Source organism: Arthrobacter sp. BI5, from assembly GCF_056680065.1.
Genome location: NZ_CM155264.1, coordinates 2,260,561 through 2,279,477, shown reverse-complemented (window position 1 = coordinate 2,279,477; position 18,917 = coordinate 2,260,561). Strand labels below are relative to the sequence as shown.

Annotated in this window: 15 protein-coding genes; 8 read left to right on the top strand and 7 right to left on the bottom strand. The window is 68.6% G+C overall.

Features of this window, described 5'->3' with window-relative positions; genetic code table 11:
* Nucleotides 1-15 precede the first annotated feature (15 nt).
* Nucleotides 16-2,427, bottom strand: coding sequence for an alpha/beta fold hydrolase (locus AC1MED_RS10340; RefSeq protein ID WP_479783213.1), 2,412 nt, complete (start codon nt 2,425-2,427; stop codon nt 16-18).
* Nucleotides 2,428-2,496: 69 nt separating this feature from the next.
* Between AC1MED_RS10340 and AC1MED_RS10335 the strand changes: the two genes are divergently transcribed.
* Nucleotides 2,497-3,129, top strand: a complete 633-nt coding sequence (locus tag AC1MED_RS10335) for a TetR/AcrR family transcriptional regulator (protein WP_479783212.1) — start codon at nt 2,497-2,499, stop codon at nt 3,127-3,129.
* Nucleotides 3,130-3,157: 28 nt separating this feature from the next.
* Complete coding sequence (locus AC1MED_RS10330; protein WP_479783211.1) at nt 3,158-4,015, top strand: 3-hydroxyacyl-CoA dehydrogenase; 858 nt, start codon at nt 3,158-3,160, stop codon at nt 4,013-4,015.
* A gap of 22 nt (nt 4,016-4,037) precedes the next feature.
* On the opposite strand, the gene AC1MED_RS10325 is transcribed toward AC1MED_RS10330, so the two are convergent.
* Together AC1MED_RS10325 and AC1MED_RS10320 are read right to left on the bottom strand one after the other, a co-directional pair.
* Nucleotides 4,038-4,892 carry an SDR family oxidoreductase gene (locus AC1MED_RS10325; protein WP_479783210.1) on the bottom strand — a complete coding sequence of 285 codons (855 nt, stop codon included), beginning with the start codon at nt 4,890-4,892 and terminating at the stop codon, nt 4,038-4,040.
* A complete protein-coding gene (locus AC1MED_RS10320) occupies nt 4,889-7,045 on the bottom strand; it encodes a transglycosylase domain-containing protein (protein ID WP_479783209.1) in 2,157 nt (718 codons plus the stop codon). Before AC1MED_RS10320 ends, AC1MED_RS10325 begins: the two co-directional genes overlap by 4 nt.
* A 217-nt stretch (nt 7,046-7,262) precedes the next feature.
* Between AC1MED_RS10320 and AC1MED_RS10315 the strand changes: the two genes are divergently transcribed.
* Together AC1MED_RS10315 and AC1MED_RS10310 are read left to right on the top strand one after the other, a co-directional pair.
* A complete protein-coding gene (locus tag AC1MED_RS10315) occupies nt 7,263-8,282 on the top strand; it encodes an LLM class flavin-dependent oxidoreductase (RefSeq protein WP_479783208.1) in 1,020 nt (339 codons plus the stop codon).
* A gap of 47 nt (nt 8,283-8,329) precedes the next feature.
* Nucleotides 8,330-9,268, top strand: coding sequence for a 5'-3' exonuclease (locus AC1MED_RS10310; protein ID WP_479783207.1), 939 nt, complete (start codon nt 8,330-8,332; stop codon nt 9,266-9,268).
* A gap of 146 nt (nt 9,269-9,414) precedes the next feature.
* On the opposite strand, the gene AC1MED_RS10305 is transcribed toward AC1MED_RS10310, so the two are convergent.
* Nucleotides 9,415-11,220 carry an HNH endonuclease signature motif containing protein gene (locus AC1MED_RS10305; protein ID WP_479783206.1) on the bottom strand — a complete coding sequence of 602 codons (1,806 nt, stop codon included), beginning with the start codon at nt 11,218-11,220 and terminating at the stop codon, nt 9,415-9,417.
* Between the two features lie 553 nt (nt 11,221-11,773).
* Between AC1MED_RS10305 and AC1MED_RS10300 the strand changes: the two genes are divergently transcribed.
* On the top strand, nt 11,774-12,463 hold the full coding sequence (locus AC1MED_RS10300; protein ID WP_479783205.1) for a dienelactone hydrolase family protein: 690 nt from the start codon (nt 11,774-11,776) through the stop codon (nt 12,461-12,463).
* Entirely contained in the window at nt 12,460-13,119 is a 660-nt protein-coding gene (locus tag AC1MED_RS10295) for a hypothetical protein (RefSeq protein WP_479783204.1), read from the top strand. The genes AC1MED_RS10300 and AC1MED_RS10295 overlap by 4 nt, the downstream gene beginning before the upstream one ends.
* On the opposite strand, the gene AC1MED_RS10290 is transcribed toward AC1MED_RS10295, so the two are convergent.
* Nucleotides 13,114-14,625, bottom strand: a complete 1,512-nt coding sequence (locus AC1MED_RS10290; RefSeq protein WP_479783203.1) for an AAA family ATPase — start codon at nt 14,623-14,625, stop codon at nt 13,114-13,116. The two genes, AC1MED_RS10295 and AC1MED_RS10290, sit on opposite strands and share 6 nt — an antisense overlap.
* Nucleotides 14,626-14,663: 38 nt before the next feature.
* Complete coding sequence (locus AC1MED_RS10285; RefSeq protein WP_479783202.1) at nt 14,664-16,076, bottom strand: aminotransferase-like domain-containing protein; 1,413 nt, start codon at nt 16,074-16,076, stop codon at nt 14,664-14,666.
* Between AC1MED_RS10285 and AC1MED_RS10280 the strand changes: the two genes are divergently transcribed.
* Together AC1MED_RS10280 and AC1MED_RS10275 are read left to right on the top strand one after the other, a co-directional pair.
* Nucleotides 16,075-17,082, top strand: coding sequence for a DMT family transporter (locus tag AC1MED_RS10280; protein ID WP_479783201.1), 1,008 nt, complete (start codon nt 16,075-16,077; stop codon nt 17,080-17,082). The two genes, AC1MED_RS10285 and AC1MED_RS10280, sit on opposite strands and share 2 nt — an antisense overlap.
* A gap of 66 nt (nt 17,083-17,148) precedes the next feature.
* Nucleotides 17,149-17,793: an FMN-binding negative transcriptional regulator gene (locus AC1MED_RS10275; RefSeq protein WP_479783200.1), complete on the top strand. Its 645-nt coding sequence runs from the start codon at nt 17,149-17,151 to the stop codon at nt 17,791-17,793.
* A 66-nt stretch (nt 17,794-17,859) separates the two neighbouring features.
* On the opposite strand, the gene AC1MED_RS10270 is transcribed toward AC1MED_RS10275, so the two are convergent.
* The gene (locus tag AC1MED_RS10270) at nt 17,860-18,894 is read right to left on the bottom strand and encodes a Gfo/Idh/MocA family protein (RefSeq protein ID WP_479783199.1); all 1,035 of its coding nucleotides are present in this window, start codon (nt 18,892-18,894) and stop codon (nt 17,860-17,862) included.
* Nucleotides 18,895-18,917: the final 23 nt, after the last annotated feature.

The window sequence follows — 18,917 nt, the reverse complement described above, 5'->3', positions numbered from 1 at the left end:
CGCGATCGGCCTCCCTCAGCGAACTGCTGTCCGCGGCCCTGCCGGAACCCGGGACAGGAAGCCCTCAACCACCTCGGCGAACTTGTCGGGACGTTCAATCTGCGGCATGTGCCCCGTCTTCGCAAAGACATGCGCCTCGGCATGGGGCAACGCCGCCGTCGCCGCCGCCAGATGGCTGTGCGGGAGGATGTGGTCGTGGTCGCCCCAGACCACCAGCGTGGGGATGCCCATCTGCCCCACGGCCCCGAGGAGGCTGCTGCGCCATTCGGCCCTGACACCGGAAATAGTGCCCAGGTCGCGGGCGACGTCAACGAGCGTTTGCCGGTGGGCGGCCCGTTGCGACAAGGCAAAGGCATGGCCTATGCGAGCGTCGGTCACCAGAGTTTTATCGTAGAAGAGCGACTGGACGGTGCGGCGGGATGCCGTCGGATCCGGGCGCAGGAGCAGTGCCGCCAGCGGCCTGACCGCGAGCAGGCGCAGCACCAGCGCAACCTCTTTGCCGAACCCGGCGCTGTTGGCCAGAACCAGCGCGGAGACGCGGTGCGGGTGATCGGCGGCGAGCTTCATGGCGACGGCGCCGCCGAGCGAATTGCCCATCACGGGAAGCGGCCCGTGTACCCCCACGGCGTCGAGGAAGGCGGGTAGCGTTCCCGCCAGCGCGGCCAGCGTCGTCGGCCCGGTGAGCCGGTCCGAGTACGCGAAGCCGGGCAGGTCCACGCTGATGACGGTGTACCGTGCCGCGAGCCGCTCATGCTGCTCGTTCCAGTCCTCGAGGCTCTGGCCGATGCCGTGCAGGAGCAGTACCGGCTCTCCGTTGCCGGTCTTCCGGTAGCGCAGGCGCGTGCCGCCGACGTCGACGTGCCCGGAGCCGGGAAGCGCGAGCGGGTCCGGAGCCGCCGCCGTCGTATCCCGTCCGGACGCCCGCACCTGCTGCCCGCGCCGCCCGAACCGGACGTGGTCGGTGAGCCGGCCGGCCCTGAGCAGGGCGAAGTCGCGCAGGTAGTTCTGGTGCAGCCGCCAGGGCGAGCCGGCGCCCTGTCGGGGCAGCCGGTCGGCGTCGCGCAGGATGTAGCCGGCCTTCAGATCGATCAGGGACGTCAGTTCGGCGTCCGCGACGCCGGCGGGAGCTTTTGGCGCTACCCACTGCAGGTTCCGGCGGTCCAGGTGCTTCAGCAGCCGGCAGATGTAGCCCGCCACCAGATCCGCCTTCAGGGTCCAGGAAGCGTTGGTGTAGCCAATCGTGAGCGCAAAGTTGGGCACGCCGTCGAGCATCATTCCTTTGTATGTAAGGGTCTTGCCGACGTCCACGGGCTCGCCGTCCACGGTGAGGCTCATTCCGCCGATCACGAGCAGGTTCAGTCCGGTTGCCGTGACGATCACGTCGGCCGGGATCGATGTGCCCGAGGCCAGGTCAATGCCGTGCGGGGTGATCCGCGAGATGGTGTCGGTCACGATGTCGGCAGTGCCTGCGCTGATGGCGCGGTAAAGGTCCCCGTTGGGGATCGCGCAGAGCCGCTGGTCCCAGGGTTCATAGGACGGTGCCAGGTGCGTGTCCACCGCGAAGCCCGCCGGCAGTTTGGCGACGGCTGACTTGCGGAGGATGGCCTTCATGGTTTCCGGCCGGCGCCGGCTGAGCTGGTAGGTAAACATCGAGAAGAGGATGTTCTTTGCCCGGACGACGTCGTATGCCAGTTGCGCGGGCAGCTTGCCACGGAGCCGGTCGGCCAGGTGGTCCCGGGATGGCACCGGGGCGATGTAGGTGGGGGAGCGCTGGAGCATGGTGACCTTGGCCGCCGACGTTGCCATGGAGGGCACGAGGGTCACTGCGGTGGCCCCGCTGCCGACGACGACCACCTGTTTCCCCTCGTAATCGAGGTCGGCGGGCCAGTGCTGCGGGTGGACGATCGTTCCGGCGAAGCTGCCGGCCCCTTCGATGGCCGGGGTGAACCCCTCGTCGTAGCGGTAGTAGCCGGAGCACACCGACAGGAACGAGCAGGTAAAGGTCACCGTCGCATCCGGACCGGATACCGCAGCGTCCTGCCGGTATTCGCCGTCGGCGGTGGTGACGGCCGTAACCGTCCACAGCGCAGTGTCGCTGGACCAGTCGGCCGAGATCACCCGGTGGTGCAGCCGGATCCGCGGCGCGAGGCCCTCGTCCGCGACGGTCGCCTCGACGTATTCGCGGATCGAATCGCCGTCGGCGATGGCCTTGGCGCCGGCCCAGGGCCGGAACGAGTAGCCGAGCGTGTACATGTCGCTGTCGGAGCGGATGCCCGGGTACCGGAAGAGATCCCAAGTGCCTCCGACCGCCCCGCGGGACTCCAGGATCGTAAAACTCTTTCCGGGGAGTTCGCGCTGCAGCCGGGCCGCAAAACCGACGCCGCTCAGCCCTGCTCCGACAATCAACACATCCACGTGTTCGCTCATGTGGCCAAACTATCGACTTAAAGTTGAGAGAGTCAACACGGTGTTGAGAAAGCGGGCTAGGATGGGGGCATGGCTCAAAGGGGACGACGCACCGCAAGGGTTTCGGGGGATGAACGCCAGGACGCGATCCTCATTACCGCCGGGGCCCTCCTCGGCGAGCGGGCCTTCGACGAGATCTCCATTGAGGAGCTGGCCCGCGGCGCGGGCATCTCGCGCCCCACCTTTTATTTCTACTTCTCCTCCAAGGATGACGTGCTGCTGGCCCTGCTGGACCGGGTGATCACCGAGGTGGAGCACCGGGTCGGTGAGCTGCCGCGGGACTTCGAAAGTGACCCCGTGGAGGCCTGGACCCGGTCTATCGGAGTGTTCGTCGACGTGTTCGTCGCCCACCGCGGCGTCGCCACCGCCGCCATCGCGGCGCAGGCCCGCAACAATGAGGTGCGCGCGCTCTGGTCCAAGTCAATGGAGTCATGGGTCGACTTCTCCAGCGACGTGATCCGCGCCGAACAGGCCCGGGGGGCCGCCCCGGAGGGGATCGACGCCCACGACCTGGCGGTGAGCCTCAACCTGATGAACGAGCGGGTGATCACCGCGGTCCTGAACCAGGAGAGTCCTGCCATCGCGGAGTCCCGCGCCCTGGACGTGTTGTCAACCATCTGGATCCGCAGCATCTACGGGTCCGTCAACCCCGGCCGCGGGTAACGCCCGCGCGCCCAAAGGAAGGACTCCCATGCCCGCAATCAAGACGGTGACCGTGCTCGGCACCGGAGTGCTTGGCTCGCAGATCGCCTACCAGGCCGCCTTCCACGGCTTCGCTGTCACCGCCTATGACCTCGACGACGACGCCCTTGAGCAGGCGCGGGACCGGTTCGCCAAGCTCGCCGGCATCTACCGGGCGGCGAACATCGCCGGCGCCACGGACGGCAAAGCCGAGTCCGCCCTCGGCAACCTCCGCCTGACCGACGACCTCGCGGACGCCGTCGCCGACGCCGACCTGGTGATCGAGGCCGTTCCCGAACTGCTGCAGCTCAAGCGCGACCTTTACCGCAAGCTCGCGGAGCTGGCCCCGGCCAGGACCATTTTCGCCACCAACTCGTCCACGTTGCTGCCGAGCGACCTCAAGGAGTCCACCGGACGTCCCGACCGCTTCCTCGCCATCCATTACGCCAACAACATCTGGGCGCAGAACATCGCCGAGGTGATGGGCACCGGCGACACCGACGCGCAAGTGTTCGACGCCGTCGTCGAGTTCGCGCGGAACAGCGGGCTGGAGCCGATCGAAATCAAGAAGGAGAAGGCCGGCTACGTCCTGAACTCCCTGCTGGTCCCGTTGCTGAACGCGGCCGCCGGGCTCCTGCTGCAGGGCGTTGCCAGCCCGGAAACAATCGACAAGACGTGGCGCATCGCCACCGGAGCGCCCAGCGGGCCGTTCCAAATATTCGACGTCGTTGGCCTGGCCACCGCGTACAACATCGCTGCGTCCTCGCCGGATGCCGGCTCGCAGGCGTTCGCCGGGTACCTGAAGGAGCACTACATCGACAAGGGCAAGCTCGGCGTCGCCACCGGCGAGGGCTTCTACACGTACTGAGTCCCGGCGCGCTGCCCAGGTGTCAGCCGCGGCCGTCCGTGTCCAGGACCGTGACCTCGAGGGGCATGCGGCTCGCCCGGCGGAGCCGGCCGGCCAGCACGTTGCGCACCCCACGGGTCACCATGGTGGTCTTCGTCAGATACCGGAACTCGGCAGCGTCCGATGTTACGAGATCCAGGAGCGGGCGTGCGGCGTCGTCGGCGGTCTGCCCCCATAATCCGACGACCACCTGCAACGCGCCCAGCCGATGGTCGTACCCGGGCTGGGACGTGATGTGACCCAGCAGGTCCGTCATCACCAGGCCCGGATTCATTCCGTGCACCCGGACCCCGGTGCCTTTGGTCTCAAGCCGCAGCGTCTCGGTGAACTGCCGGACCCAGCGCTTGCTCGACGCGTAAGCATTCTGCAGTGCGACCGGACCATTGTCGCCTTGGCCATAGACGTTCACCAGGTCGCCGTGGCCTTGGCCGAGAAACACTGGCAACGCGACTCTGGAACCGTGAAACGTGCCGAATATGTTTGTACGCACAACGCGCGTGAAGTCGTCCACGGGCGTTGATGCTGTGGGTCCGAAGACCCCGGAGATTCCGGCGTTATTGACCCAGATGTCGAGCGAACCGCGGCTTAGGGCCTCGTCGCGGAGGGCCTCGACATCGGCCAGCTCGGCGGTGTCGCAGCGGCGTCCGGACGCTGCGATCCCTTGCCCGCGCAACCGCTCGACGGCAGCGTCCACATCGTCGCCGGATCTGGACGCCAGGACCACGGTCACCCCCTGCATCCCCAACGCCCTGGCCATGGCAAACCCGAGCCCGCGTGTCGAACCGGTCACGACCGCGATGCGCCCGCGCAGAGCCTCCCGTTGTGAAGTCCTGGTCACGGCTTGGGCGGCTTCGTCATGGCCTTGGGCGGCGGCGGAAAAGGTGCGGCAGGGTAGAGCCGGGCCACCTGCTGCATGTACTTCGCCCACTGCGGGCCGGCCAGCATGTAACCGTCGATGTTCCGATAGAACTTGCCGTTGATGGTGACGTTCTGGCCTGGCCGCTTCTGTCCGCCCAAAGTGTCGCCGAAGAAGGAGGCGGTGGCAACGCCGGTGGTGTAGCCGACCACCCAGGTCGCCCCGTTGTTGTTGGAGGTGCCCGTCTTGGCCGCCACTGGCACCCGGTCCTGGACCTTGGGTTCGATGTAGATCCCGGACCCGCGTTCCAGCACGTCCTGGAGCACGGCGTTCACACCGCGGGCGACCTGGGGCTTGACCGCGCTGCGGCAATTGGCGGCCTGGGCCGGCAGCTCCCGTCCGGCCGCATCGGTCACGGCCGTGATGGCAATCGGGGCGCAATACTTGCCGTCCGCCGCGAAGGTGGCAAACGCGTTGGCCAGGTGCAGCGGGGCCACACCGATGGCACCGAGCAGGTTGCCCAGCTGGTGCATGTTCACCCGGGCGTTGTCCACACCGCTGTGGAGGCCCACTGCGTCCACCATCTTCTGGATCCCGCAGAAGTCCAGCAGGGCGGCCTCAGCGAAGGTCGCCGTGTTGATGGAGTTGTAGAGCCCGTAGTTGACAGGCATCTTGCGGTAGTAGCCCAGATCGTTGTTCTGCAGGTCGTCAGCGGCGCCGAGGGCCCTCTCCGCCGAGTTGTAGGCCCCAAGGATCTTGCCGCAGCTGGACTTCCACGGGAAGTCCAGCGGGTATTTCCGCCGGGAAGCGTCCACCTCGGCGACCATGGACTTGCCCTCATTGAGCCACTCCGCGAACGTGAACGGTTTCATCGTGGACCCTGGCTGGAACCCGCCGGCGCCGTTCAGGTCCTTGCCGTTGGCGTCCTTGGCGTCGACGTTGAAGTTCAGCTGGGTGTCGAACTTCCCGCGGGCGGGAAGGAACACGGTGTTTTGCGCCATGGCGAGGATCCGGCCCGAGCCCGGCCGGATGGTTACCAGCGATGCACCCCACTTGTCCGGGTTGGCGCCCGCCGTGGCGTTGACCTGTTCCTGCGCGGCCGCCTGCAGCCTGCTGTCCAGGGTGGTGGTGATGGTCAGGCCGCCGCGGTACAGCCTTCTTTCCCGGTCCATGGCGTCGGCACCGTACGCCGCGTTGTTGAGGATCAGGTGGGAGACGTAGTCGCAGAAGTACGGCGCCATCTCCGCCACGGAGCAGCCCTGCTTTGCAGTCGCGATTTTTAGCTTGACGCCGCTGGCGACGGCGGCGTCGTGGGCAGCTTTGGTGATCTTTTTCTCGCTGAGCATCTTGTCCAGGACCTGGTTGCGGCGCGCGGTGGAGTTGTCCGGGTGGACGGCGGGGTCGTAGAAGCTGGGGCTGTTGACCAGCCCGGCGAGCAGGGCGGCCTGCGGCAGGGTGAGGTTTTTGGCGGTGGTGCTGAAGAAGTGCCGGGCCGCGGCCTCAATGCCGTACGCGTCCCGGTTGAAGAACACGATGTTGAGGTAGCCCTCAAGGATCTGGTCCTTGGTGTACTTTTTCTCCAGCTCGAGGGCGAGCTTCATCTCGCGCACCTTGTCGCCGATGCTCTTCTGCCCGCTGAGGACGACCTGGTTGCTCCGGTCCGCCGACAACAGGGACTCATTGATCACGTTCGTAACGTACTGCTGGGTCAGGGTGGAGGCGCCTTGCCTGCCGCCGCCGGTCAGGTTGGAGGTGAGGGCCCGGAGAATCCCTTGCGGGTCGACGCCGGCATGCCCGTAAAAGCGGCTGTCCTCGATGGCGACGATCGCGTCCTTGATGTACGGAGACATCTGGTCCAGCGGGACCCTGACCCGGTTCTCCGCGAAGAAGGTGGCGATCAGTTTCCCGTCGGCGCTCAGCAATTTTGTTGACTGCGACGGCGGATTAACAGCCAGTTCGCCCGGGAGGTTGTTGAAGAAGGTGATTGATCTGCTGACGGCAACGCCCGCGGCCGCGACGCCGGGGACCAACAGACTGGCGGCCAGAACACCGCAGAGGGCGCTCACTGTCAAGAACCCGAGGACCCTACGAAAGGCCGCGGCCAGCCGAAATCCGATTCTTCTTTTCGTCGCCATTTTCTGTCCAGCTATCAGGCCCAAAAACTGAGCCCAGAATATGCCGGGACTCCGCCGAAGGACCAGTGCCGGAGTGCCCTGCTGAGCTTGCCCGCTGCGGGGCCCAGCTGAGAGGCCCGGCTGGGAGGCCCGGCTGGGAGGCTCAGAGATGCGTAGCCTTCGCCGGCGGGCCCCTGCCGCTTCCGGGTATTGGTTCCTTGTGAGAGTGTGAGTTCTGATGAAACGGATCGGTTTTCTCTCCTTCGGCCACTGGGGTGACGTCCCCGGCTCCCGCGTACGCACCGCACGGGAGGCCCTTCTGCAGGCGATCGACCTGGCCGTGGCCGCGGAGGAAGTCGGCGTCGACGGAGCGTTCTTCCGCGTCCACCACTTTGCCGAGCAGCAGGCGTCCCCGTTCCCGCTGCTCGCCGCGATTGCCGCCCGCACATCCCGCATCGAGCTTGGCACCGGTGTCATCGATATGCGGTATGAAAACCCGCTCTATATGGCTGAGCAGGCGGCCGCCGTCGACCTCATCAGTGGCGGCCGGCTGCAGTTGGGGATCAGCCGTGGTTCGCCCGAATCGGTGCTGGCCGGGTACGAGGCGTTCGGTTACCGTCCGGCCCAGGGCGAGTCCGACGCGGACCTGGCCCGGCGGCACACGGAGCGCTTCCGGACCGCCATCTCCGGCGCCGGCCTTGCCCGCCCCAATCCGCAGTTTGGTGGGAACGCCGGGCCGGTCCCGATCCAGCCGCGCTCGGCAACGCTCCCGGAGCGGATCTGGTGGGGCGCGGGAAGCCGGGCCACCGCGCGGTGGACAGGACAGCAGGGCATGAACCTGATGTCTTCCACCCTATTGACGGAGGACACCGGCATTCCCTTCGACCAGCTCCAAGCGGAGCAGATTGCCGGCTTCCGGGAGGCGTGGACGGCGGCCGGCCACGCGCACACCCCGCGGGTGTCCGTGTCACGCAGCATCATTCCCTTGACCGACGACGAATCGCGGCACTACTTCGGGCTGCGTGCCCAGGCGGATGCCCGGGATCAGGTGGGGTACCTCGACGGCGGGTTGGCCAGGTTCGGGCGCAGCTACATCGGCGAACCAGGACAGCTGGTGCAGGAGCTCGCCCGGGACGCTGCCGTGGCCGCGGCGGATACCCTGCTCGTCACCGTCCCGAACCAGCTTGGCGTGGACTTCAATGTCCGGCTGCTCGAGGCGATCTCCCGCGAGCTGCGCCCCGCCCTGGGCTGGGACTGACGCGCACCTCCGGCTGACACGGGCATTTATCCATGCAAGGATCGGCTATGCCCCAGCGCCTGATGCTGCTAGATACCGCGTCGTTGTATTTCCGTGCCTTTTACGGCGTCCCGGACACGATCCGCCGCGCCGACGGCACGCCGGTGAACGCCGTTCGCGGCCTGCTCGACATGATCGCGCGGCTCACCACCGACTACCACGCGACGCATCTCATCGCGTGCTGGGACGATGACTGGCGTCCGCAATGGCGGGTCGAGCGGCTTCCGGGCTATAAGTTGCATCGGGTCGCCGAGGCCGTAGCGGGCGGCCCCGACGTCGAAGTGGTGCCGGATGCGCTGACCGCACAGATCCCCATGATCCGCAGGGTGCTCGGTCTTGCGGGCATCGCCGTCGTCGGAGCTGCCGAACACGAGGCCGACGACGTCGTCGGCACCTACGCCAGCCACGCCGGGCACCCGGTGGACGTGGTGACGGGGGACCGCGACCTCTTCCAGGTCGTCGACGACGCCCGGCAGGTGCGGGTGATCTACACCGCGCGCGGCATGAGGAACCTCGAGGTGGTGACCGAAGCGGTCATTGTCGGCAAGTACCGGGTGCTGCCGGAGCAGTACGCCGATTACGCGACGCTTCGCGGTGATAGCTCCGACGGGCTGCCCGGAGTGGCCGGTATTGGCGACAAGACCGCCGCATCGCTGCTTGCCGAATACGGCACGCTTGGCGGCCTGCTCACCGCAGCGACTGACGCGGGCAACGCGCTGTCATCGTCCGTCCGTGCCAAGCTCGAGGCAGCCGCGGACTATCTCTCGGTCGCGCCCGACGTCGTCAAGGTCGTCCGGGACCTCAAATTGCCGACGCTCGAAGAGGCGGGTGCGGAGCTGCAGCCCGTCACTGGCGATGCCCGGGCCGAGCTCGAAGCTCTTGCCGCCGAGTGGAACCTGGGCAGCTCGGCTAGACGACTCCTCGAAGCGTTCGAGCTGCACGGCTAAGTTTTCCTCACGGGGATGTGGCTCGGTGGCTTTTATTTTCCCGGCCACTGTCCGCGTGCATCAGCTTGCCTGCACCGCGGCGAGGTTGGCTGTCCCAGATGGCGAAGGCGAGGAAGCCTTCGCAGCCCGGGTGGCTGCCGGCGCCGTTACGCCGCCGCGACCACGTCCCAGTCCGGAAAGGGAACTACGGTTGGTTCGTCCCGGGCGGTGAAGTGGTACCAGTCCGGGAATGGGTCCGGGGGCAGTTCCGTGTCAAGGTACCCGCCGGCATCCGGAAGGCCCGGGTCGGGATACACGCCGGCGTCCGGAAGGCCCGGGTCGGGATACGGGTCGGGATGCGGGTCGGGGTAGCCGCCGGGGTCCGGCGACAGGACTTGGTTCAGCTCAACTGGGGCCGTGGTGTTGCCCGGCGGCGGAATGTTGTCGGTGAGGGGGAAGTCAGCGGGCCAGTGGGGTGGTTCCCAGTCTTGTTGTTCGCTGGCGTAGGTGCGGCCTGTGGGTGAGACCCAGCCCGGCGGTTTGGTGGTGGTGGCGGGGGTGGGGGTCCAGGCGGTGGTGTGTTTGAGGCCGTGGTGTTTGCGGCAGTGCTGGCCCAGGTTGCTGATCCCGGTGGCCCCGCCGTCGGCCCAGGCCAGGAGGTGGTCCGCTTCGTTATCCAGCGACGGGTTGTTGCAGCCCGGGAACGAGCACTTCCCGTCCCGCAGCCGTAACCATTGCCGCATCGCTTTGGGGAGCCGGTAGCTGGTCCGGCCGATCTCCAGCGGCGCCCCGTTGCGCGGGTCGGTCAGGACCCGGTAGAACGACCCGTCCCCCTCGGCGACCAGGCGCCGGGCCATCGAGGGCGGGATCGGCCCGTACCCGTCCAGCACCGCCGGCTCCTCGGTCACACCCAGCAGGGACAGCACCGGGACGGTGATGAGGACCTGCGCCCGCGGAACCGGCACACACCCGGACAAGCCAACACCCACGCCGCCGATGGCGTCCGCGTCGGCGTCGGCGCCGGCGCCCGTGGTGGTTGCCCCGTCGCCGGAGCCGGTGACGGCGGCGCTGCCGGTGCCAGCGCCCTTGCCGGTGCCGTCCCCGCCGGTATTGTCCTCGTCGCCGCGGGTGCTGGTGGCGGGGAGGTTGTTGGTCAGGAGCAGGGCCGCGGCGACGTCGGCGCGGAGCTGGGCCAGGGTCCGGGTCTCGGCCGGGCCCTGCAGCGCCCGGGCCGCCGTCGTGGCCCGTTCCCAGATTCCCGCGGCCGTGTGCGCGGGCAGGTACGCGTGGAACCAGGCCATGCCGTCCCGGTCCGGGCAGAACTCGAGCCGCCGGTCCGCCGCGCCTTTCACGTGCCGTGCTTCGATGCTGACCGGGTGGTGGCGTTCGCGCCAGGTGCGCGCTTTCGCCCGGAACCGGCCCGGCACCAGTTCCCCTGCCGGGCAGCCGCGGGCCGGGTTTGGCGCGTCCGGGTCCAGGAAATGCGCTTCCAGCGCCGCGGCCCCGGCCGCATCCAGGTTCGCGGCCTCATCGACCATGATCCGGGCGTGCTGCCACGACAGCTCACCGCCCTGCAAGGCCGCCAGGGTCAGCGGCAGCACCTCCGTCAGGGCCAGGGAATCGCAGATCAGCGCCCCCGCGCTGCGTTCGCTGACCGTGAGGACGCAGGCGATTTCCGCGACCGTGGACATCTCCTGGACAGTGGCGTCCTGCAGGTTCGCCGCCGGCCGCGCCAGGGCCTCGGAGGAGCGCACGTAGCCGGCGGTCAGCAAACCCTTCAACGCCGCGAGCCGGGACTCAGCGCGGGCCACCTCCGCCAACCCGTCCAGGCACGCCTCCGACACCTCACGCAACGGATCGGCCCCATCACCGGTACCGATGCCCTCCATCAGGGCAGCCAACGCAGCAGAAGACGCCGCGACGGCCGCCGCCGCCGCACCGATCTCCGCACTCAAAGCCGCCCCGCTTTTCATACCCACAGCCTAAATGAGGCCACCGACAGAAAAGCGAACCAACCCCGGCGGTGCCGGGCGCACCCACAAGCACCGTAAACACGGTAAACACTGCGCAACCAACAAGCAGGAACAGCGCGGGCGCGGGCAAGGAGAGCCAGTGGAGCGCGGGGAGCAGCGCCGGACACGGCAGCGCCGGACACGGCAGCGCCGTCGGCCGCCACCGCCGCCGCGCCGATGTCCGCACCCCTCCCCGCACCCGTCCCCGCACGCAATGCCACTCCGCTTTTCATAACCCAAGACTAGAAGCGGCCACCGACATTTATTGCGGTGCTGAAACCCAGCAGGCAAACCTGTCCGGGGCCGTGGGTTTTCCGCTCGCTAGTGCGGCCGGTTCCATCAATTTCCGCGGCCGCGAAATCAGTCGGCCCATTCTTATACTCACGACTGCGTCCAACGGATCTTCCGTGCTCGGGGGCACAACTGGTAAGCCGTAATTCACATCGTGATTGGTTCGAACCTTCCGGGAGCCCCCCTCATGGCCGAGACGTGCATTGGCACCGACCGCGGGAACATGCCTGTTTACCTCGCCATCCCGGCCGGCGCCGGGCCCTGGCCGGGCGTCGTCGTCATCCATGACGCGCTTGGCTTGAGCCGGGACACTCGGGAACAGGCCGAATGGCTGGCCGGCGAAGGGTTTCTCGCGGTGGCACCGGATTTGTTCTACTGGGGCAGCAGGTCGGCCTGCCTGTGGTCCCTCATTCGGGGCTGGCGGCCGCTGGGCGACCTTGATCTCGCCAGGGCATGGCTGGCGGCACGTGGCGACTGCACGGGCCGGGTCGGAGTGATCGGCTTCTGCATGGGCGGAGGCCTTGCCCTTATGCTCGCCCCGGATCATGACTTCGCTGCGGCCAGCGTGAACTACGGCGGACTCGACGACGCAACTGCGAGAGCGATGCCGCGTGCGTGTCCGATCGTTGCGAGCTATGGCGCCGAGGACCGCTGGCCGGGAGTGCGGAAAGTGCCGGCACGGCTGGAACCGTTGCTGACTGCCGCCGGCATAGACCATGACATCAAGGCCTACCCAGGGGCGGGACACGGATTCCTGAATCAGCACCGAGAATCGGATCTGACATTCGGAGACAGGCTGCTCGCGAAACTGGCCGCGGCGGGCTATCACGAGCCCTCGGCCCAGGACGCCCGCCGACGGATCCTTGCGTTCTTTCGGAAGCACCTCAGTCCTGAAGGGGAGAACCAACAATGAAAAACCGTACATCGAGGCGACTTGCCATGGCCGGGGGAGCTGCCGCCGGTATCACCGCCTACCTGGCGTTTGCGCGGCCGCGCTTGCTGCGTGCCGGCGCTACGGACGACGAAGTTCAGGGACCTTATTCGGGTTCCGGAGTCATTCCGGACGGTATCCGTAGCGCGACCATGGCTGTGACGATTGATGCACCCCGCTCACGGGTGTGGCCTTGGCTGGTACAGATGGGAACCGACCGGGCCGGCTGGTACAGCTGGGATCGTCTGGATAACTTCGGGCGCCGCAGCGCAAGGACAATTCATCCGGAATGGCAGGAAATCGCCGTCGGGGACCGGCTTGCGGCCAAACCGGACGGCAGCCAGTGGTGGGAAATCGCGGCGCTGGATCACGAGCGGTTTCTGGGTCTACGCATGTCACTGGATCTGCGCGGGCGTCCGTTCGACCCGGCAGGAACAAGGCCGCGGCACTTCACCGACTCGCTCTGGGGCTTTGAGCTCAAAGACACCGCTGACGGGCGCAGCCGGGTGGTCGTCAGCGGGTACTGGTCGTTCCGGCCGAAATGGCTTCAGCCGCTGCTAAGTGTGCTCCTGCTGGAGCCCTCGCACGGGGTCATGCAGACCCGCCAATTCTCAAATCTGAAACGCCTCGCCTTATGAGAAAGCGACTGAGCCGCCTCCGCCAACGGCTTCTCCGCCCCCGGAGCTGCCTCCGCCGGCCGGCCCGGCTCCTCCGAAGCCGCCCCCACCGCCCCCACCGCCCCCACCGCCGGAGCCGAAACCAGCGCCGCCCCCGCCGCTGCCGAGTAAACTCCGGGTTAGCGCCTCGCCGTCGGCCATCAGGTCCGCCACGGCAGCCAAGAGGTGGCCGTCCGCGACGGGCACGCCCTCCAGGGCGGCGGCGACGACGGCGCGCCGGATCAGTTCGCGGGCGAACGATGCGGTGGTGCCCTCGGTACGGCCCGCTGCCTCCTCAAGTGCAGCCGTTCCGAAGGGAATCCCGCGCGAATACAGCTCGAGCAGCGCCACCCGCTCCGCCTGCGCGGGCAGCGGAATCTCCACCGCCAGGTCAACCCGCCCTGGGCGCTGCGCGAGCGCGCGCTCCAGCATGTCCACCCGGTTGGTGGTGAGGACGAACGCGACGTCCGCGTCACTGGCCAGGCCGTCCATCGCGTCGAGCACCTCGAAGAGCAGCGGCTGCGGGCCGTGGCCGAAGCTCCGGTCCTCGGCAATGAGATCACAGTCCTCCAGCACGACGATGGACGGCTGCAGCGCCCTCGCCATGGTGGCCGCCTCGGAGATCCGGGCAAGCGACCCGCCGGACAACAGGATGGCGGTGGCACCGTCGCTGCGGCTCAGCAGATAACGCACGGTGTGGGTTTTTCCGGTGCCGGGCGGCCCGTACAGCAGGATCCCGCGCTTGAGGTGCTGCCCGTACCGGTTGAGGGTGTCCCGGTGCTCCGCAATGCCAAGGGCGTGGTCCGACACCTTCTGCAGCAGGCCTTCCGGCAGGATGACCTCGGACGCGGCCAGCGCCGGCCGGGCGTGGAAGGTCACGCCCGCCGCACTGGGGCCGTACTCGCCCATGACCAGGGAGATCACCTGCCCCTTCAAGATGCTGTGGTGCTGCATCCGGCGCCGGAACTCGGCGAGGAAGTTGGCAGCAGCCTCCGTGTCACCGGCCAGGACTTCCAGGGACGCTGTTTGCCGGCCGTAGCGCGGGTTGGCGTCGCGCTGCAGCACCGCGATCGGACGGCCGCCGTGGTGGAACAGCCACAGCCCCAGCGCCACGGCCTGCCGCAGCTCATCCGGGCCTACGGCCAGGTTGGCGTAGTCGGGCTGGGCAAGCGGGAACTGTGGAAAGACCTGCGCCTGCTGCAGCATGTCACTCAGGGAATGATGGTGGCGCTGGTCGCCGCCGCCGATGCCCACCAGCCGGTGCTCCGGGTCCTCGCCCGCGAGTCCCGCCATCTGGATGTCGGCATCCACGAACCGGTGCGGCGGGATCTGCTCCACCACTACGGCCACCGTCCCGGCCGGCACGCCGAGGTGGTCACTCAGCGTCGTCAGCAGCTGTGTCCCGGATGGCACCCGGTGCTGCCCTGCCTGGGCCAGCTGCACCAGCTGTGCGAAATCATCGATGAACTTCCCCAAATTTTCATCCATGCGCAGACCCTACCAGCCCGCCGGAGACCCGCCCCCGGCTACCGGCCGTTGCGGTCGATCGCCTGGCCCAGGATGCGTGCCCCCGCCGGGAAGGACCCCGGGTTGGGCCCGGCGTAATTGAGCCGGATGAAGGGCCCGGCGGGTTCGGCGGGAAACCATTCCGTACCGGCGGCAATCAGCAACCCTGCGCGCTCGCAGTCGGCGCTGAGCTGCTCGACGTCGGTCCCGTCGGGCAGGCGGGCCCAGAGGTTCAGGCCGCCCTTGGGCACCAGCGTCAGGTGGGCCTGCGGGGCGTGCTCGCGCAGGCTCGTGATCAGCAGGTCGCGGCGGGACTGGAGCTGGTGCCGGACGCTGCGCAGGTGCGTCTGCCAGGCGGGCTGGGTGACGACATCCAGTGCCGCGGCCTGCAGCAGGCCGCTGACGTACATTGACTCCGCCCCGCGGTCCGCGAGGATGCGTTCCCTCGCCGGACCGCGCGCGATCACCGCGGCAACCCGGATGGCCGGCGACACGCTCTTCGTCAGGGTCCGCAGGTACACCACATGGCCGGAATCGTCCCGGGCGGCGACGGGGGAGGGGTCCGAGGTGATGCCGAAGTCATGGGCCCAGTCATCCTCCACGAGGAACGCACCGTGCCGGCGCACAATCTCCAGGACCTCTGCGCCGCGCCGGGGCGTCCACTGCGCCCCGGTGGGGTTGGCGTAGTTGGCCTGCGCGTAGAACAGCCGCGCCCCGGTTTCCTCGAAGGCGCGGTCCAACTCGTCCGGGTCCGGGCCGTCCGGGCCGCTCGGAACGGGGACCACGCGCACGCCCGCCTGGGCGGCGGCGAGAATGGCGCCCCAATAGCTGGGGGACTCCATCAGCAGCGGCTGACCGCTGCCCACCAGCGCCCGGAAGATCGAGCTGAGCCCGCTTTGGCTTCCCGGCAGTACGACGACGTCGCTCGCTGCCGGCGCGGTGACGCCGGCGGCCGTCGAGGTGCCCAACTCGTGCGCGAACCAGGATTGCAGCTCCGGGAGCCCTGCTCCCGGAGCGCGGGACAGTGCCGCCTCGCCTCTCGCCGCCCTGGTCAGGGCGGCCCGGACCAGCCGCTCGGGCAACAGCTCGCGGGCAGGGTAGCCGGAGTGCAGGGCGATCACGTCGTTCGAGGCGCTGCGCATGGCGGTCGACGCCGAACGCAGCGGTGCGTGCGGCGTCCGAAGGGCCGCTGTCTGCCAGCCGTAGTCCGAGGGCCGCGCCGTCGGAACGGCCCGCACGAAGGTCCCGACGCCGGGCCGGCTCTCGATGAGCCCCTGCGTGGTGAGAGCCTGCAGGGCCTTTTGTACCGTAACGGGACTGGCCTGGTGCTCGGCCACCAGCGACCGCGTGGACGGCAGCTGCGATCCGGGGGCGGCCCGTGCAATCCAGTCCCACAACTGCTCGACGATCCGCGAACTGCTATCGTTGTTCATGAGAGACAATAATAGCGCTACTGTGATTTTCCGCCCGGTGATACCGCCCCGCCTCGCCGCGGACGTACCCGGCGACCGACCCGGCGACCGACCCGGTGGCAGGCCCGGTGGCCTTTCCGGCCGGCCGGCCGGCGGCCTCTGGTGGGGCCTGGCCGGCGTCGCGGCCTTCTCCTTCACCGTTCCCTTCACCCGGGTCGCCGTAGCCGGGCTGTCGCCGCTGTTCATCGGCTCCGGCCGGGCGGTCGTGGCCGCAGTCCTCGCGGCCCTCGCCCTCACGCTCACCCGGCAGCGCTTCCCGGTGGGGCCGCAATGGGCGCGGCTCGCCGTGGTCGCCGGCGGCATCGTCGTTGGCTTTCCGCTGCTCACCTCCTTCGCCCTCACCAGCGCTCCCGCCAGCCACGGGGCCGTTGTAATTGCCCTGCTCCCGGCGGCTACCGCAACCGCCGCCGTTCTGCGCGGCCATGAGCGTCCGCCCAGGGCTTTCTGGCTCGCCTCGGCTGCCGGCGCAGCCGCAGCCGTCGGGTTCGCCTTTGCGCGGCCGGGAGGTTTCGGGCAGCCGCAGTGGGCGGATCTGCTGCTCCTCGGCGCCGTCGCCGCCGCAGCCATCGGCTACGCCGAGGGCGGCCTGCTCGCCCGCGAGCTGGGCGCCTGGCAGACCGTGTCCTGGGCACTGGTTATCGCGGCGCCGCTGATGTTCGTCCTGGCCGGCGTAGCGGTGGCCCAGCAGCCGCCGTCGGGCACGCCGGCGCAGTGGGCCGCTTTCGCCTATCTCGGCGTCATCAGCATGTTCTTCGGATTCTTCGCCTGGTACCGTGGGCTCGCCATCGGCCCCATGACCCGGGTCAGCCAGATCCAGCTCATCCAGCCCGTGCTGAGCATCGCCTGGGCGGCGCTGCTCCTGGGCGAGCCGCTGACGCAGACCACCCTGCTGGGCGGCGCCGCGGTCATCGCCTGCGCCGGCCTCGCGGTCCGCACCCGGCTGCGGCCGCCGCCGGCACAGCCTTGACGCTTCCAGCTCCCTCCACTTCCCGCACCTCACCGCACTGCCCATCCATGAAAAAAGGACCACCCCATGTACATCCCAGCGCACTTCGCGGCCGGCCCCGGCGCCGTCCAGGACCTCCTGGCCGCCCCGGCGGCCGCGAACCTGGTCACGATGACCGCGAACGGCATGCTCGCGACCCTGCTGCCGCTGCTCTACGACCCGTCCGGCGGCGGGCACGGCACACTGCAGGGCCACCTGGCGCGGAACAACACGCAGTGGTCCGAACCCGCGATCGGCGAGGCGCTGGCCATCGTGCAGGGCGCCGATGCGTATATTTCCCCGTCCTGGTACGCCTCCAAGGCCGAACACGGACGCGTCGTCCCTACCTGGAACTACTCCACGGCGCATGTCTACGGCACGCTGGTGATCCACGACGACCCGGCCTGGCTCGCCGGCCATGTCAGGCGGCTGACGGACCTCAACGAACGCCGTTCGGAGCAGCCCTGGTCCGTGGATGATGCGCCGGAGCGCTACATCGCTGGCCAGTTGCGCGCCATCGTCGGCGTCGAACTGCGGATCAGCAGGATCGAAGCGAAAACCAAACTCAGCCAAAACCGCCCGGACCGGGACATCGACGGCGTCGTGGCCGGGCTCGCGGCGAGCGGGCAACAAGCCAGTGCGGACGACGTCGAACGCGCCCGCCCGGGGCGGTGCCCGGCCACGGGACAGTAGGCCGGGGCAGTAGGCCGGGCCAGCAGGCGGCAGTCTGCGTCAGCGGGCAGTCCGGCGCCGATCCCGTTAGCGGGCGTCGCTGGGATAGCTGAGCCCGATTTGGCTTCGGACTGCGTCCAGCGCCGCCATGACCTGGACACTCTCGCGCGGGGAGAGGATGTCGTTGGCGACGGCACCGGCGGCAATGAGCCGCTCGGTTTCCCACGCCTGGTACTGCATGCCGCGGCCGGTGACCGGCTCGTCAAACCGCTCGAGGACGTTGCCGCCGTCGTCGTAGCGGGTGAAGCCGGTGGGCGTGTACCAGACCGGGTCGATTTCGATGCTGCCTTCGGTCCCGATCACCGCGGCGCGGTTAGGCCCGGCGGTGTCCAGGGCGCAGTGCAGCACTGCCTGCTCGCCGTCACCGTATTCGAAGATCATGGCGGTCTGGCGGTCGACGCCGGTGGCCGTCATGCTGGCGGCGGCCTGGATCCGCACCGGCGCCCCGAACACGTCGAAGGCGAAAGACACGGGGTAGATCCCCAGGTCCAGGAGGGCGCCGCCGCCCAGCGCGGGGTCGTTAAGCCGGTGTTCCGGGTCTTTGGGCAGGTTCTGGTTGTGGTCCGCGATCACGGTCCGGACCTCGCCCAGGGCGCCCGCAGCAATCAGTTCCCGGATCCGGACCATGTGCGGCAGGTAGCGCGTCCACATCGCCTCGAGGGCCACCAGGCCCTTGGAAGCGGCGAGGTCCACGATGTCCTGCGCCTGCCAGGCGTTCATGGCGAACGGCTTCTCCACCAGCACGTGCTTGCCGGCGTTCAGGGCCAGCAGCGCGTTCTCATAGTGGAAGGGGTGCGGTGAGGAGATGTAGACCACATCGACGTCGGGGTCGGCCACCAGCGCTTCGTAGCTGCCGTGGGCTGCGGGCAGTTGGAACTTCCGGGCGAATTCGCGGGCCGTTGCGAGGTCCCGGGAGCCCACCGCCTGGACGGTAAAGCCGTGCTCCAGCAGGTCCGACGTCTGCAGTCCGGCAATAAAGCCGGTGCCGAGGATTCCCCAGCGGATGCCGCTTCCCGGGCCCTCGGGGCAATCGGGGGAGGCGGTGGTGGGGGTGTCTGACATCGTGGGTTCCCTTCGGCCAAGCG

Excerpts from the sequence above, each read along its gene's own strand:
- AC1MED_RS10340 (WP_479783213.1), bottom strand. The coding sequence starts at position 2,427 with ATGAGCGAACACGTGGATGTGTTGATTGTCGGAGCAGGGCTGAGCGGC.
- AC1MED_RS10335 (WP_479783212.1), top strand. The coding sequence starts at position 2,497 with ATGGCTCAAAGGGGACGACGCACCGCAAGGGTTTCGGGGGATGAACGC.
- AC1MED_RS10330 (WP_479783211.1), top strand. The coding sequence starts at position 3,158 with ATGCCCGCAATCAAGACGGTGACCGTGCTCGGCACCGGAGTGCTTGGC.
- AC1MED_RS10320 (WP_479783209.1), bottom strand. The coding sequence starts at position 7,045 with ATGGCGACGAAAAGAAGAATCGGATTTCGGCTGGCCGCGGCCTTTCGT.
- AC1MED_RS10315 (WP_479783208.1), top strand. The coding sequence starts at position 7,263 with ATGAAACGGATCGGTTTTCTCTCCTTCGGCCACTGGGGTGACGTCCCC.
- AC1MED_RS10310 (WP_479783207.1), top strand. The coding sequence starts at position 8,330 with ATGCCCCAGCGCCTGATGCTGCTAGATACCGCGTCGTTGTATTTCCGT.
- AC1MED_RS10305 (WP_479783206.1), bottom strand. The coding sequence starts at position 11,220 with ATGAAAAGCGGGGCGGCTTTGAGTGCGGAGATCGGTGCGGCGGCGGCG.
- AC1MED_RS10300 (WP_479783205.1), top strand. The coding sequence starts at position 11,774 with ATGCCTGTTTACCTCGCCATCCCGGCCGGCGCCGGGCCCTGGCCGGGC.
- AC1MED_RS10295 (WP_479783204.1), top strand. The coding sequence starts at position 12,460 with ATGAAAAACCGTACATCGAGGCGACTTGCCATGGCCGGGGGAGCTGCC.
- AC1MED_RS10290 (WP_479783203.1), bottom strand. The coding sequence starts at position 14,625 with ATGGATGAAAATTTGGGGAAGTTCATCGATGATTTCGCACAGCTGGTG.
- AC1MED_RS10280 (WP_479783201.1), top strand. The coding sequence starts at position 16,075 with ATGAGAGACAATAATAGCGCTACTGTGATTTTCCGCCCGGTGATACCG.
- AC1MED_RS10285 (WP_479783202.1), bottom strand. The coding sequence starts at position 16,076 with ATGAACAACGATAGCAGTTCGCGGATCGTCGAGCAGTTGTGGGACTGG.
- AC1MED_RS10275 (WP_479783200.1), top strand. The coding sequence starts at position 17,149 with ATGTACATCCCAGCGCACTTCGCGGCCGGCCCCGGCGCCGTCCAGGAC.
- AC1MED_RS10270 (WP_479783199.1), bottom strand. The coding sequence starts at position 18,894 with ATGTCAGACACCCCCACCACCGCCTCCCCCGATTGCCCCGAGGGCCCG.